At 27.9% G+C, this 14,489-nt stretch carries 16 protein-coding genes and 1 pseudogene; 3 read left to right on the plus strand and 14 right to left on the minus strand.

From position 1 onward, the window contains the following. Nucleotides 1-32: 32 nt before the first annotated feature. Complete coding sequence (locus EIH23_RS13345) at nucleotides 33-488, minus strand: S-ribosylhomocysteine lyase (RefSeq protein ID WP_122640895.1); 456 nt, start codon at nucleotides 486-488, stop codon at nucleotides 33-35. A gap of 252 nt (nucleotides 489-740) precedes the next feature. Between EIH23_RS13345 and EIH23_RS13350 the strand changes: the two genes are divergently transcribed. Continuing rightward, nucleotides 741-1,460, plus strand: a complete 720-nt coding sequence (locus EIH23_RS13350; RefSeq protein WP_122640896.1) for a tRNA 2-thiocytidine biosynthesis TtcA family protein — start codon at nucleotides 741-743, stop codon at nucleotides 1,458-1,460. A gap of 20 nt (nucleotides 1,461-1,480) precedes the next feature. Here EIH23_RS13350 and EIH23_RS13355 read toward each other — a convergent pair whose 3' ends face one another. From EIH23_RS13355 to EIH23_RS13365, 3 genes are all read right to left on the minus strand, one after another. Next, nucleotides 1,481-2,098: a DUF488 domain-containing protein gene (locus EIH23_RS13355; RefSeq protein WP_122640898.1), complete on the minus strand. Its 618-nt coding sequence runs from the start codon at nucleotides 2,096-2,098 to the stop codon at nucleotides 1,481-1,483. 161 nt (nucleotides 2,099-2,259) lie between these two features. Next, complete coding sequence (locus EIH23_RS13360) at nucleotides 2,260-2,448, minus strand: ferredoxin (protein WP_122640899.1); 189 nt, start codon at nucleotides 2,446-2,448, stop codon at nucleotides 2,260-2,262. Nucleotides 2,449-2,567: 119 nt separating this feature from the next. Further along, nucleotides 2,568-3,122: a helix-turn-helix domain-containing protein gene (locus tag EIH23_RS13365; RefSeq protein WP_122640901.1), complete on the minus strand. Its 555-nt coding sequence runs from the start codon at nucleotides 3,120-3,122 to the stop codon at nucleotides 2,568-2,570. Between the two features lie 128 nt (nucleotides 3,123-3,250). Between EIH23_RS13365 and EIH23_RS13370 the strand changes: the two genes are divergently transcribed. After that, nucleotides 3,251-4,186 (plus strand): DMT family transporter, encoded by a 936-nt coding sequence (locus EIH23_RS13370; protein ID WP_122640903.1) that lies wholly within the window; start codon nucleotides 3,251-3,253, stop codon nucleotides 4,184-4,186. Between the two features lie 88 nt (nucleotides 4,187-4,274). Then, on the plus strand, nucleotides 4,275-5,318 hold the full coding sequence (gene cax, locus EIH23_RS13375; RefSeq protein ID WP_122640905.1) for a calcium/proton exchanger: 1,044 nt from the start codon (nucleotides 4,275-4,277) through the stop codon (nucleotides 5,316-5,318). A 49-nt stretch (nucleotides 5,319-5,367) separates the two neighbouring features. Here cax and EIH23_RS13380 read toward each other — a convergent pair whose 3' ends face one another. The 10 genes and pseudogenes from EIH23_RS13380 to EIH23_RS13425 form a co-directional block, all read right to left on the minus strand. Continuing rightward, nucleotides 5,368-5,712 (minus strand): zinc ribbon domain-containing protein YjdM, encoded by a 345-nt coding sequence (locus EIH23_RS13380; protein WP_122640965.1) that lies wholly within the window; start codon nucleotides 5,710-5,712, stop codon nucleotides 5,368-5,370. Between the two features lie 111 nt (nucleotides 5,713-5,823). Next, nucleotides 5,824-6,414 carry a 50S ribosomal protein L25 gene (locus tag EIH23_RS13385; RefSeq protein WP_122640907.1) on the minus strand — a complete coding sequence of 197 codons (591 nt, stop codon included), beginning with the start codon at nucleotides 6,412-6,414 and terminating at the stop codon, nucleotides 5,824-5,826. A gap of 287 nt (nucleotides 6,415-6,701) precedes the next feature. After that, nucleotides 6,702-8,102: a glucuronate isomerase gene (gene uxaC, locus EIH23_RS13390; protein ID WP_122640908.1), complete on the minus strand. Its 1,401-nt coding sequence runs from the start codon at nucleotides 8,100-8,102 to the stop codon at nucleotides 6,702-6,704. Between the two features lie 71 nt (nucleotides 8,103-8,173). Then, nucleotides 8,174-9,223 carry a mannonate dehydratase gene (uxuA, locus tag EIH23_RS13395; RefSeq protein WP_122640910.1) on the minus strand — a complete coding sequence of 350 codons (1,050 nt, stop codon included), beginning with the start codon at nucleotides 9,221-9,223 and terminating at the stop codon, nucleotides 8,174-8,176. Nucleotides 9,224-9,265: 42 nt separating this feature from the next. Beyond that, the gene (locus tag EIH23_RS13400) at nucleotides 9,266-10,297 is read right to left on the minus strand and encodes a sugar kinase (protein ID WP_122640912.1); all 1,032 of its coding nucleotides are present in this window, start codon (nucleotides 10,295-10,297) and stop codon (nucleotides 9,266-9,268) included. Continuing rightward, complete coding sequence (locus tag EIH23_RS13405) at nucleotides 10,278-10,889, minus strand: bifunctional 4-hydroxy-2-oxoglutarate aldolase/2-dehydro-3-deoxy-phosphogluconate aldolase (protein ID WP_207734782.1); 612 nt, start codon at nucleotides 10,887-10,889, stop codon at nucleotides 10,278-10,280. The genes EIH23_RS13400 and EIH23_RS13405 overlap by 20 nt, the downstream gene beginning before the upstream one ends. 29 nt (nucleotides 10,890-10,918) lie before the next feature. Beyond that, nucleotides 10,919-11,770 carry an SDR family oxidoreductase gene (locus tag EIH23_RS13410; protein WP_122640916.1) on the minus strand — a complete coding sequence of 284 codons (852 nt, stop codon included), beginning with the start codon at nucleotides 11,768-11,770 and terminating at the stop codon, nucleotides 10,919-10,921. Between the two features lie 173 nt (nucleotides 11,771-11,943). Further along, nucleotides 11,944-12,636, minus strand: a complete 693-nt coding sequence (locus tag EIH23_RS13415) for a GntR family transcriptional regulator (protein WP_122640918.1) — start codon at nucleotides 12,634-12,636, stop codon at nucleotides 11,944-11,946. A 279-nt stretch (nucleotides 12,637-12,915) separates the two neighbouring features. Then, nucleotides 12,916-13,308, minus strand: a pseudogene (locus EIH23_RS17035) (putative immunity protein). A 71-nt stretch (nucleotides 13,309-13,379) separates the two neighbouring features. Then, nucleotides 13,380-14,201, minus strand: coding sequence for a hypothetical protein (locus tag EIH23_RS13425; protein ID WP_122640920.1), 822 nt, complete (start codon nucleotides 14,199-14,201; stop codon nucleotides 13,380-13,382). Between the last annotated feature and the right edge of the window lie 288 nt (nucleotides 14,202-14,489).

Raw genomic sequence — 14,489 nt, forward strand, 5'->3', positions numbered from 1 at the left:
TTTTCACAGTTATTAGACCCTTTTGCTATCATTTATTCTCCATATATATTTAAAGAGAATCCTTCTTCTAATACTTTTTTTGCATATTCTTTTGCTCCAAATAAAGATAGATCCTTATAGTTACCACATTCAATTGGTGTAGCAGCTGGAACTTCTGTTGAATCTATTACCATTTTCAATGCTTTTTCTAGACCAATTTTAATTACAGACGAATCTACATCATCCCATACTATAAGATAGAATCCTGTTCTACATCCCATTGGAGATAAATCAATTATATTATCTAGTGTTTCTCTTAAATATGTTGCCAATAAATGTTCCAATGCATGCATAGCAGCTGTCCCAAATGATTCTACATTAGGCTGTAAGAATCGCAAATCAAATTTACTTACCTTATCACCTTTTAATCCATCTAAAACACAACATTTTCTAACATACGGTGCTTTAACCTTTGTATGATCTAATTTAAAACTTTCTACTTTTTGCATTTAAAATCCCCCTTATTATAAATTTTATTTCCATAGAAATATTATAAATAGTTTTATATTTTTATACATAAAAACGTCTAAAGTATTTCTTTAGACGTTAAAATATTCAGTTTACATGAATTATATATCACTTTATATCCAATGTAAATATTTTAATTTTTTAAAAATTCATTCTAATTGTTCATATTATTTAATTTTGTTATAATATTTGCATCGTTTAGATTTTACTTTCTAAAAAGGAGGAAGACATATATGCAAAAGTTACTTAGCAAAGCACGTCAAGCAATAAAAGATTTTAATATGATACAAGAGAATGATAAAATCGCTGTTGGTTTATCAGGCGGAAAAGATAGCCTTACATTACTTCATATATTAAAAAATTACCAAAGATTTTCACCAGAAAAATTTGAATTAATCGCAATTACTTTAAATCCTGGAGGAGTGGATAATTCACCTTTATATAAATTATGTGAGGATTTAGATATACCATTTTATGAGGTACAAACAGATATAAAGGAAATTGTATTTGATATAAGAAAAGAAAAAAATCCATGTTCTTTATGTGCAAATTTAAGACGTGGAGCCTTAAATGATAATGCAAAAAAATTAGGATGTAACAAGGTTGCATTAGGTCATCATAAAGATGATGCAATTGAAACATTTTTATTGTCTATGTTATATGAGGGAAGAGTAAATTGCTTTTCTCCAAAAACACATATGGACAGACAAGATTTAACAATAATAAGACCTATGGTTTATATAGATGAATATATGACTAAAAAAGCTGCAAAAGACTTTAATTATCCAATTATAAAAAACCCTTGTCCTGCAGACGGTAAAACTAATAGACAAGATATTAAAGAACTTATATCAAATTTAAATAAAGAAATTCCTGGTTCTAAAAAAAATATTTTTGGTGCTTTAAATAATTCTGAAAGACTATTTATTTGGGATAAAGAAAAGATAAAATAAATTATAAAAGGCGAGTATAATTACTCGCCTATATGTTCTATCCTATATCCAATATCTTTATTAGCCATTCTATATGCTTCATCTATCATTTCTTCTCTAGAAAGTGATGGTCCAATTAAATTCTCTATTGTTATTTGATGTCTATTTTCAAAATACTTATCTAATATTCTTTCTTCTATATATCTTTGATTTTTTATAGTGTAATCATCTAATATATGATTTATTTTAAAACCATGCTTTTCAAGTTCTCTTCCAAGTAAAATCGATCTATGGCATCTTATAGGGTCTTGCATTGCACCTAAAAGAACTATCCTATAACCTTTTTTACATCCATTTTTTAATCTCTTAATTCCATTAATAAAATCTTCTTCTTTTACAACCTTTTCAAAATCTGAATAACCTTCTTTATTATATGATATTTTATTTTCTCTTTTAGCTGCAAACTCTTTTGCCATGTAAATATACACATACCCAGACTTAATTAAAGTATTTTTTATATTATCTTTATTATATTGAATATTATACTTAGAATAGGGTGTTCCTCTTATATCTACAACGCAATTTATATTATAAAATTTAAGCATGTCTATAAGCTTATCAATTGAGTAATTTGAATGTCCTATTGTAAATATATCCATAGCATTTACCTCTTTATTTTAATAAAATATCTTTATTTAAAATTATATATTTCACATCTATTCTAAATCATTCCTATTATTCTCTATTTCTATTCTAAAAAATATCTTAGGTTTTCATATGAAACTCTAAGATATTTTTTGTTAAATTATTTATTAAATTATTATTCAACAGTTATAGCAGAAACAGGACAACTATCTTGAGCATCAACAGCTAAATCTTGTAATTCTGAATTTAGTTCACCTTCTATAGCAACTGCTAAACCATCATCATCCATATCAAATACATCTGGGCATATACCTGTACATGCTCCACATCCTATACATATGTCTTTATCTACAAATGCCTTCATTTTGAAATCCTCCTAAGTATAAATTATTTCAATATTATATTTATCCTTATTTTTTAGACTATAAACATTTTTCTATATATTTTATTATAAATTTATTTATAACCATACACATAAATACACTACCTTGTATATACAATTATATTTTGAAACTTACATTTACCTTTTCCAATATTAGTATACATGTGGTTTATATTTGCAAAAAATCTTACTGCTTTCCCTTTGTTCAATATTATATAATCACAACCAAGTTTAATTTCTAAATCACCATCATTTACAATAACGTACTCTTCTACTCCATCAATATGATTAGATGATTTGTGAACACATCCTTCTTCTAATTCTATATTTAAAATTTCAAACTTATTATTTATATCAAATGGAAAAATCGTATAAATTTTCATATTTCCATTCTCTTCTGATATAGGTTTTATATTTTTATAATTTACTATTTCATACTTAGCTTTATTTTTTTCCATAAATGATGAAAATGGGACTTTCAATCCTGTTGATATTTTCCATAATGTTGATATAGTTGGATTAGACTTTCCACGTTCAATTTGACCTAACATAGATTTACTAACTCCTGTAATTGAAGATACTTCATCTAAGCTTAAATTTCTTTCGTTTCTTATTTTATATAAATTAGCACTAATTATTGAGTTTAATTCTTCCATAAATCCTCCCTTGCCTTTGTGCGTTATATTGCACTTTTGTATTTTATAATGTACAATATTAAGCTGAATCGTATAATAAAATTATACATATTATACTATAATTTAATTAAATTTTAAGGAGGATATAAATGAAAAAAGCATTAATTTATGGAATAGTTTCTTCAATATTCTTTGCTTTTACATTCATACTCAACAGTAGCATGAATATTTCTGTAGGAAACTGGATGTGGAGTTCATCACTAAGATACATATTTATGTTACCAGTATTATATATTATCGTACTAAAACAAAAAGGAATTCATAGGGTCTTAAATTCAATTAAAAACGACACTTCATATTGGTTAATTTGGAGTACAATAGGATTCGGATTATTTTATGTTCCACTTACATTTGCTTCGTCTTACGGTCAATCTTGGCTAGTTGCTGGTTGCTGGCAAATAACTATAATTGCAGGTATATTATTGACACCTCTATTTAAACAAAAAATTCCTATCAAGAGTTTACTAATGTCTTGTATTATACTGTTAGGAGTATTTTTAATTCAATATGAACAAGCTACATATGTTAATCTAAATCAGGTTTTATTGTCAATAATTCCAATTTTAATGGCAGCATTTGCTTATCCATTAGGAAATAGAAAAATGATGTCTATATGTAATAATTCTCTAACTACTACAGAAAGAGTCTTTGGTATGACCTTATGTAGTATGCCATTTTGGATAATAATTTCATCTTTTGCTTATTCCTATGTTGGTTTTCCTAGTTATAGTCAAATTATACAATCTATGATAGTTGCTATTTTTTCTGGTGTAATTGCTACAATATTATTTTTTAAGGCTACAGAACTAGTTAAAAATAATTCTTCTCAATTGGCAATTATTGAAGCTACACAGTCTGGAGAAGTTATTTTTGCTATATTAGGAGAGGTATTTATGCTTGGTGGTAGTATTCCTACACTAAATGGCCTTATAGGTTTAGCTATAATAGTATTAGGTATGATCTTAAATAGCATTAGCTCATCAAAACCTAAAAATGATTCAACTTCTAATTTAAATCTCAACTAGTATAGCTCTTTATATTTAATAACTTCTCATAATTTATCTTACCTAGGGACAACCTAATTATAAGGTTATTCTTATAAGGAGGTAATTTATGAGAATTTTAAAGTATATGCTTATATTTATACCTATAAGCTTTATAGCTAAATTTATGAATGCATCTGGCTCTATAATGTTCTTATTATCATGCCTATCTATAATTCCACTTGCAGGTCTTATGGGTGAAGGCACAGAAGAAATTTCATTTTACTCAGGACCTAAAATAGGTGGTTTTTTAAATGGTACATTTGGCAATGCAACCGAACTTATAATCTCATTTTTCGCTCTTAAAGAAGGTTTATTTGAAGTCGTTAAATCATCTATTGCTGGAGCTGTTATAGGAAACATATTATTAGTAATCGGTGCTAGTATGTTAGCTGGTGGATTAAAATATAAAACACAAAAATTTAATCAAAAGGTAACTGAAGTTACTTCAAGTATGTTATTATTTGCAGTTCTCGGATTGTGTATTCCAGCTATATTTACACATACAGTTGATCCAAGTTTATTAAATACTAGATATGAAGGTTTAAGTATTTTTGTTGCTATTGTAATGATTATTATATACGCTTTAAGCTTACTATTTTCATTTAACACTCATAAAGATATATATATCAATGAAGAAAAAGATAGTGAATCATCTAAATGGGCACTAAAAAAATCTATATTTATACTAGTTATATCAACTGTTTTAATAGCAGTTGAAAGTGAATTCTTAGTAAATGGTATTGAACCTATAACAGCTAGTTTAGGATGGAGTGAGTTTTTTGTAGGTATAATTTTAATACCTATAATAGGAAATGCCGCTGAACATAGTACGGCTATAGTTATGGCTAGAAAAGATAAAATGGATGTTGCTTTAGAAATCGCTATTGGGTCTAGTTTACAAATAATATTATTCGTGGCGCCTATATTAATATTTTTAAGATTAATATTTACCCCTATGAGCATTGTATTTAATGAATTTGAATTAGTTGCACTAATAGCCTCAGTAGTAATAGCAAATAGAGTTTCTCATGATGGTGAATCTAATTGGTTAGAGGGGATTCAGCTTTTAGCTGTATATCTAATAATTGCAGCTTCATTCTTTATCTTATAAAATAAAAAAGATGGTTATGATAATCCATTTCCATCTTTTTTTCAATTTATTAAGCTTTTTTAACAACTGAAGATTTTAGTTTCATAGCTCCGAAACCATCTATTTTACATTCTATATCATGTCCATCAGCAGCATCTGGTATTAAACGTATACTTTTTACTTTTGTTCCAATTTTTATAGATGAAGAACTTCCTTTTACTTTAAGGTCTTTTATTACTGTTACAGCATCTCCATCATTTAATATGTTTCCATTTGCATCCTTTATAACACTTGTTTCCTCAGCTTCTGATGCTGAAGGGTTCCATTCATGTGCACATTCTGGACATACTAAAAGACTTCCATCTTCATAAGTGTATTCTGAGTTACATTTTGGACAATTTGGTAAATTCATAATTGCATTTCCTCCGTTCATCGTTGTCATTTTTAATTCTTTTACAGGTATTTATAATATCATATTCTCATAAGATTGACAAACTATCCTGCTAACTATATTTTATGTTATATATTAAAAATTATATATATTTGCATCTTCGTCTTTTTCTGATTTTTCACCTTCATTTGTATTAACTGAACCAATTTTAGCAATCATTAATTCCTCATTAATATCTGCTTTTACACTCTTAGGTATATTTATATCTTTAACTAGTATTTGATCACCGTATTCTAACTCAGATACATTTATTTCTATATTTTGTGGTATTTCACTTGCTTCTCCTTGTAATGGTATCTCCGAAATAAAATCTTCTATTAACAATCGTCTTGATTCTAATCCTTCTTGACCTATAAAATTAACTGGTACTTTTAATTTTATGGTCTCACCCTTTTTTATACATTGGAAATCTATATGTATTATATTTCCAAAAGGATCTCTTTGTAACTCTTTAATTACACACTTTTTTATATCCCCATTTAAGTTTAGATTTAGAATAGAACTGTCTGTATAGTTTAGTATATTTATCATTTCTCTTTTAGTTATTTTAGCTGATATTGATTTATCTAAATTCTGTCCATAAAGTATACATGGAATTTCTCCATCATGTCTAACTTTATTTACTTTCTCATCTCTTTTTGTAATATTAAACTCTAAGTTTTTCATAGTAATCCCTTCCTTACATATCTTTATATTTTACCTACTTTTATATATAGTCTTTTTTGTAATGAAAGATGATTACTTTTATAAAGAAATCTGCACATATATATACCTATACTCAAATAAGAGATACTATTCTTTTATTCATAACTTATTTAATTAGAGAAAATTTTATACATTATAATTAAACTCTTCATATAAAAAGTCTTGGCCATTTTATTATGCCAAGACTTTTTATATATTACTCTACCCTTATCAAAGTAATATATCTTTTTAAATAAATATATTTATATTTAATTCTTTAAATATTTTTCTATATTGTTATAACATATATTTTCTATAATTTCACCTAATATTTCCATATCATTAGGGTATTCGCCATTATCTACTAAACATCCTATGTAATTACATAAAATTCTTCTAAAGTATTCATGTCTAGTATACGATAAAAAGCTTCTTGAGTCTGTAAGCATACCCACAAATTGGCTTATAAGACCCAGTTGAGATAAAGCCATCATTTGTCTTTCCATACCATCCTTTTGATCGTTAAACCACCATCCAGAACCAAATTGAATTTTTCCAGAAACTCCTCCGCCTTGGAAATTACCAATCATAGTTCCTAAAACTTCATTATCTTTTGGGTTTAAACAATATAATATAGTCTTTGGAAGTTCATATGTCATATCTAATGCATCTAATAATCTAGATAAACCTGTTGCTATTTCTCCATCATCTATACTATCAAATCCTACATCCGCACCTAACTTTTTAAACATTCTAGTGTTATTATTTCTAAGTGCTCCTATATGTAACTGCATTACCATATTACGTTTACTATACATTCTTGCTAAACTTATCATAGTTAATGTAAAGTATTTTTCTATCTCTTCTTTAGATAGTTCTTCGTTAGCTAAAGCCTTTTTTAATATATCATTAACTTCTTCAGCTGTAGCTTCTCTAAAGTAAACTCTCTCTAAAGAATGATCAGTTATTTTACACCCATTTTCAACAAAGAAATCTAATCTTTTTTCTAGTACTTTTAATAAAGTTTCATAATCATTTATATCTATGTTTTCTGTCTTTCCTAATAAGCTTATATATTCAGAAAATCCTTCTAATTGTATTTTCAGAACTCTATCAGGTCTAAAACTTGGCCTAACTTCACATTCAAAGCTTTTATCTTTTGATATCTGAATATGATATTCAAGATTATCTATTGGGTCATCTGTTGTTCCTATATACTTAACATTAGATTTTTTTATCATAGCTCTTGCACTAAATTCATCACTATTTATTATTTTATTACATTTATCCCATATAAGTTTACAAGTCTTTGGACTTAATGTTTCTTCTATTCCAAAATATCTTTTCAGCTCTAGATGAGACCAGTGATACATTGGATTTCCTATTAAATATGGCATAACCTTTGCAAAAGCTTCAAACTTTTCATAGTCACTAGCATCTCCAGTGATATATTTCTCTTCTATACCAAAACTTCTCATGGTTCTCCATTTATAATGGTCGCCACCTAGCCAAATTTCAGTTATATTGTTATACCTCTTATCTTCTGCTATCTCTTTTGGATTTAAGTGACAATGATAGTCACATATAGGCATATTTTTAGCATGATTATGATATAAATTTATTGCTGTATCTGTTGATAGTAAGAAATTATCGTCCATGAATTTTCTCATTTTACTACTCCTCATAAAATATTATTTAAAATAAAAGCCCTTGCTAAAACAAGAGCTTTTATTAATTATTATTATTTTTTGCCTTTATTTATAGCTTCTTTAATACCATTTATATATACAGCTCCTAAAGCTCTATCATATAAACCATATCCTGGTCTTCCAGTTTCACCCCATATCATTCTTCCATGATCTGGTCTGAATGGTCCATCAAAATTATAGTCACAGTAAGCCTTAACTATTTCATAGAAATCTAATGATCCTTCTTCTGATAAGTGAGCAACTTCATTAAAGCTGCTTTCTCCTGTTATTTTAACATTTCTTAAATGAGCAAAATGTATTCTATTTCTTTCTTGTCCAAAATGTTTTATCATTTCAACTACATCATTAGTTTTACTTGCACCAAAAGATCCTGTACATAAAGTAACCCCATTGTAGTAACTATCATATAAGTCTAAGAATCTATCTAAGTTTTCTGTATTTGTTATTATTCTTGGTAGTCCAAATATTGACCATGGTGGATCATCTGGATGTATAGCCATTTTAACTTCTTCTTCTTCCGCTGTTGGCATTATTCCTTTTATGAAGTACTCTAAGTTTTCCCAAAGTTTTTCTTCATCAATATCTTTATATTGATCAAGTAATGCACCTAATCCGCCTTCACCATATGAAGTATCCCATCCTGGTAATTCTAATTCCCCTAATGCTGGGTCCATTTTAGCAACCTGTTCTTCATCATATATTAAACAAGTTGAACCATCTTCTAACTCATATTCTAAATCAGAACGAGTCCAGTCAAATACTGGCATGAAGTTGTAGCATATAGTTTTTATTCCTGCTTTACTTAAGTTTCTTATAGTTTGACAATAGTTTTCTATATATTTATCTCTAGTTGGTAATCCTAACTTTATATCTTCATGTACTGGAACACTTTCTATTACAGAAAGTTCTAATCCTGCATTTTCAACCGTTTTCTTTAACTCTAATATTCTCTCTAAAGGCCATACTTCACCTACTGGTATATCATATATAGCCGTTACAATGCCTTTCATTCCTGGTATTTGACGTATGTACTCTATTTTAACAGGGTCATCTTGTCCATACCATCTAAATGTCATTTCCATAGATACTATTCCTCCTAATTATATATATATATTCCTTTATATTTATCTATTTATGTTTTCAATTCCACTATTCATAAGAGCCTGTACTTGCTCTAAATCCACCATATTTATATCGCCCTTTATACTATGTTTTAAAGCGCCTGCACAAGTTCCAAACTCAACAATTTCATTGCTATTCATATTAGTTAAAATTCCATGTAAGATTCCAGCTGTATATGCATCTCCTCCACCGACTCTATCTAATATGTCAATATCATGTACTCTTGATGCACTTAACGTCTTGCCGTCAAAGAAAAATCCTTGTAATAAATTATTATTAACTGATTTCACAGTTCTCTTTGTACATGATGCAAACTTTATATTTGGATATTGCTTAAATAGTTCACTGTATAAATCTTTTAATTTTGATTCAAAAGTTTCTTCTTCTATTACGTCATACTTTAATATATTTATAAAGTCTAATATTCCTAAAAATGCTATGTCAACAAAAGGTAGTATCTCTAGCATAAAACTTCTAGCTTCCTCTAAAGACCAAAGTTTTGATCTATAATTAGAATCATATGATACTAGTATACCTTTTTCTTTAGCAGTTTTTATAAGCTCAACAGATATTTCATACAAATTAGAGCTTAAAGCCGGTGTTATCCCTGATATATGTAGCATTTTGACACCATTTAAAATATTATCAAAGTTAAACTCTTCTTTCTTTGCTAATGATATAGAAGAATATTGTCTGTCATATATTACATTAGAGTTTCTAACCCCAAAACCTTGCTCTAAGAAATATATACCAAGTCTTCCTTCTCCTCTTAAAACATCTTTTGTGTCAACACCAAAACTACTCATAGACCTTATTACTTTATCCCCCAAAGCATTATCTGGTAATTTTGTAACTAACTTTGTATTATGCCCAAACATACTTAAACTACAAACAACATTAGCTTCTCCCCCAGCATAAGTTGCATCAAACTCTTGTGCTTGTATAACCCTTTGGAAGTTTGTAGGAGTAAGTCTAAGCATAACTTCTCCAAAGGCTAGCACTTTATTATTTTGATTATTTTCTAATTTGTGCAATTTTAGATTTAAACTCTTTAGCTAAATTTTCTATATCATCTAAAGAGCCTGCTCCTAATAGTGAACTTCCTACTCCTACACAAGAAACTCCCATTTCAAACCATTGTTCTATATTATCTATAGATACACCACCTGTTGGCATAACTTCAACATGAGGTATTGGAGCTTTTAATGCTTTAACATATTTAGGTCCAAAAACCTCCCCTGGAAATAACTTAATCATCTTATTTCCTTTATCTAATGCATTCATAACTTCTGTTACTGTCATACACCCTGGTAAATATAATGTATTCATTTCATTACAAACACTATTTACTTCATCAGAAAACCCAGGGCTTACAACATAACTTGCGCCTGCTTCTATAGCATCTTTTGCCATTTTTCTATTTAATACACTACCTACACCAACCAATACATCATTATAGTTTTCACTAACATTTTTTATTAGCTCAACTACATTTGGTATTGTATAAGTAAGTTCTATAGCTTTTACACCACCATTTACACAAGCATTTATATATCCAATAGCTTCTTCATGGTCTTTAGCTCTTATTACAGCTACTATACCTTCTTCTTTTATTTTGTTTAACATAATAATATATGCCCCCTATATCGTAAAGATTAAACTCCAGAATAAGCTGAGAATGCGCCATCAACTGGTATGCATACTCCATTAACAAATCCTGATGCTTTACTATCTACTAAGTATAATAAAGTACCTAATAGTTCTTCTGCTTCTCCAAATCTTCCCATTGGAGTGCTATTTAATATTTTCTCACTTCTTGGTGTTGGAGTTCCATCTTCGTTGAATAATAATCTCTCATTTTGTGCTGTTACAAAGAATCCTGGCGCTATTGCATTTACTCTTATTCCAACCTTTGACATATGTACTGCTAACCATTGAGTAAAGTTACTTACTGCAGCCTTAGCTCCTGAATATGCAGGTATTTTTGTAAGAGGTGTATAAGCATTCATTGATGATATATTTATTATTGTTGCACCTTCTCTATTTATCATGTCTTTTGAAAACTCTTGTGATGGAAGTAATGTTCCTAAGAAGTTTAAGTTAAATACAAAATTTACACCTTCTGGATCTAAATCAAAGAAAGTAGTTAATTCTTCATTATTTAAATCTTCTGGTAATAAGTATTCATTAGTTGTAGTTCCTTTTGGATGGTTTCCACCAGCTCCATTTATTAATATGTCACATGGACCGAATTCTTTTAATATTATTTCATGAGCATTTTTTATGCTTTCTTTATTTAATACATTTGTTTCTATACCTATAGCAATTCCGCCTTTAGCTTTTATTTCTTCAGCTTTGGCATTGCATACATCTTGGTTTAATGCAAGTATCGCTACTTTAGCTCCACATTCAGCTAAAGCATCAGCCATAGCTCCACATAGTACTCCTGTTCCCCCTGTTACTACTGCTACTTTATTTTTTAAATCAACATTAAATGGTAATTTCATATTTTGCCTCCCAAGTTTATATATATTATATGCAAGTTATTCATACTTGTATACTAGCATACATAACAAAATTATGCAAGCTTTTTCCCAAATATTTTTATCTATAAAAATAAAAAAAGGACAATGAAATATAATCCATTAACCTCCTCTATTTTTACATTTAAAATTTATAACTAATTACTGCTTTTTAAATACTTTATTAAATCATTTTCTTGTGCAATAGCTAACCAGTCCTGGGTAGAATCTTTGATGTGAGATGTTATAATTTCATCAATTCCGTCCATTGATTTATTTTTAATTAAATTTAAATACCTTTCATGATCTTCTATATTTTTCTTTTTATCATTTTTTAATTCAATTAATAATCTCATTCTATTATAATGAGTGCTCATATTTAATATGCAATCCCATATATCACCTTTATTAGTTCCTCTAAATAATAACTCATGGAATTCTTTATCTAACTTATGGAATTCAATTGCTGAATTAGATTTATTGCTTATTAATTTTTGAGCAAATAAATTTTTTTCTAACTCAATTATAATATCTTCACTTAGTCCATTGCATGCTTCTTTTAATACTTCTTTTTCTAGTGTATATCTCATGAATAAAGCTTGTTCAACCATATTAATATCTATTAATGATATATATGTTCCTGTTTGAGGCTTTACTTCTATTAAATGTTCATTTTTTAGTCTCATTAATACTTCTCTTATTGGTGTTCTAGATATTCCAAGCTTTTCAGATAAATCAGCTTCACTTAGTAATTCACCTGGTTTTAAATTTAAAGTCATAATATTATCTTTTAATACTCTGTAAGCATAATCCTTACTATTTTCTTTTTCTTTTTTCTCATATAATATCAAATTTTTCAACTCCTTGACCTTATTTTTTAGATTTAACTATATTTATATTTTTGTAATTTATTTAATAAACATAACTTTCAGACTAATTTTCAAGTTTATATTATATCATTTATTTAATTTTGTCAAAATGATGCACACTTATATCTAGCAGTTCCACTTTATTTTTGCTGGATTAGTCTCACCTATTATAGCAATTTTATGTAAAGCATCCTCCATTTTTTTACACTCTTTTTCTGCTATTTCATCATAAATTTCTATCGTTCCATTAACACCTATGGATTAGTATGCTATTGCTGCACAACCATAAAATGCAAGTCCTAAAGAACTTGTAACATTATTAATTGCTGTTGTCGCTGATCCTATTGCTCTAGCTGCAGCTTGTGCAGCTGGATTTTCCTCTACTTCCCTTGCAACTATTTGAGCCTCCTTAATAATTTTTCTTGCTTCTGTTAATTTTATATTTCCTTATAACCATTGATTAGAAGCGTCCAATACCATTCTTAAACGAGTATCATTAGGATACTCGTTTTCATAAATAGGTAAAATATAATCTTTCGCATATTCATTACACCATTTTACAATCGTTTTTTTACTTTGTGTTTCTATTAATCTCATAAGAGAAACAATGTAGGGTGAATCTGCTTTTCCAAGCATTTTTCTTGCTTTAGCCATAATGACTCCTTCTTCTTAAATATATTTTTATTCTATCATACAAAATACCATTCAATAGACTACTTAATATTTTATAAGTCATCACTTAAAACTTGACTTGGCCATGAAAGTAAACTCTTTCTTGATATTTTTAATTGCTTTTCATCTGGAAAATTCAGATCACAAAAATAATTATGGTAATTAGCTGTCCATACATATTTATCCCATACTCTTATATTCTTTCTATGAATATTTAACATTTCTTCAATTTTATCTTTATGTCTAAGTAATAGTTCTAATTGTATTCTCTCAAATTCATATTCATTATTACATTCTCTATAATATTTAAATATAGTATTTAAATAATTTAAAAACCATTGCCCATCACTATCTATAAGTATTTTATTGTACTGTGGTGCTACATCATAATAATTTATATATTTCTTTAATCTTTTTACAGTTTTATCATCTAGTATAATTCTTGGATAACATGCAAGCTTACTCTCTGTGTTATGCGCATCTAAAAGAGCTGGACCAAATACAATGTCTTCATTTATATAAAACTCACCAACACTTACACCACCTCTAACAAAAAGTCCTTCTAATGATAGATTAAACTGATATTCTGATACATTATCCAGAATTTCATTTAATTCGGCTTCTCCATCATCTTTTATAGGGTATCCTATTATCATATTATCAGTGTATATTTTTATATTACCTTTGCTATATTTATTTGGAATTATACATTGCTTATTCTTATTTATAAGATAGTTAATATCTTTTAATAACTCATCTCCATATCCATCTCTACATGAATCTATTATCATTTGCGAAAATCCAAGTATGTCTATTGCACATACCATTGAATTAACCAATTTAGGATTATCTTTATCATATTTTTGAGTATTCATTTTAACACGTCCTTACATATTTATTTTTAATTCTATATTATAAACACTAATTAGTTTATTAAATTAAAGTTTATAATTTTTAACATTTGTTATAACTAAACTTTGTTATTATTCTAAAAAAAACCGTATCATTTATTTGTGATACGGTTCTCCGTATCGGTGTTAAGTGAGGTTGTAAACTTGCTCATTACTTTTCTCCTTTTCTAATATACTTTTAAAATTATAATTTAATTACGAGCTACATCCCCATATTATTCTATATAGTAATGTTCAAATTCAACATAGTTG

The organism is Romboutsia sp. Marseille-P6047 (genome assembly GCF_900604535.1).
Classification (GTDB): domain Bacteria; phylum Bacillota; class Clostridia; order Peptostreptococcales; family Peptostreptococcaceae; genus Romboutsia_E.

Excerpts from the sequence above, each read along its gene's own strand:
- EIH23_RS13345 (WP_122640895.1), bottom strand. The coding sequence starts at position 488 with ATGCAAAAAGTAGAAAGTTTTAAATTAGATCATACAAAGGTTAAAGCA.
- EIH23_RS13350 (WP_122640896.1), top strand. The coding sequence starts at position 741 with ATGCAAAAGTTACTTAGCAAAGCACGTCAAGCAATAAAAGATTTTAAT.
- EIH23_RS13355 (WP_122640898.1), bottom strand. The coding sequence starts at position 2,098 with ATGGATATATTTACAATAGGACATTCAAATTACTCAATTGATAAGCTT.
- EIH23_RS13360 (WP_122640899.1), bottom strand. The coding sequence starts at position 2,448 with ATGAAGGCATTTGTAGATAAAGACATATGTATAGGATGTGGAGCATGT.
- EIH23_RS13365 (WP_122640901.1), bottom strand. The coding sequence starts at position 3,122 with ATGGAAGAATTAAACTCAATAATTAGTGCTAATTTATATAAAATAAGA.
- EIH23_RS13370 (WP_122640903.1), top strand. The coding sequence starts at position 3,251 with ATGAAAAAAGCATTAATTTATGGAATAGTTTCTTCAATATTCTTTGCT.
- cax (WP_122640905.1), top strand. The coding sequence starts at position 4,275 with ATGAGAATTTTAAAGTATATGCTTATATTTATACCTATAAGCTTTATA.
- EIH23_RS13385 (WP_122640907.1), bottom strand. The coding sequence starts at position 6,414 with ATGAAAAACTTAGAGTTTAATATTACAAAAAGAGATGAGAAAGTAAAT.
- uxaC (WP_122640908.1), bottom strand. The coding sequence starts at position 8,102 with ATGAGAAAATTCATGGACGATAATTTCTTACTATCAACAGATACAGCA.
- uxuA (WP_122640910.1), bottom strand. The coding sequence starts at position 9,223 with ATGGAAATGACATTTAGATGGTATGGACAAGATGACCCTGTTAAAATA.
- EIH23_RS13405 (WP_207734782.1), bottom strand. The coding sequence starts at position 10,889 with ATGTTAAACAAAATAAAAGAAGAAGGTATAGTAGCTGTAATAAGAGCT.
- EIH23_RS13410 (WP_122640916.1), bottom strand. The coding sequence starts at position 11,770 with ATGAAATTACCATTTAATGTTGATTTAAAAAATAAAGTAGCAGTAGTA.
- EIH23_RS13425 (WP_122640920.1), bottom strand. The coding sequence starts at position 14,201 with ATGAATACTCAAAAATATGATAAAGATAATCCTAAATTGGTTAATTCA.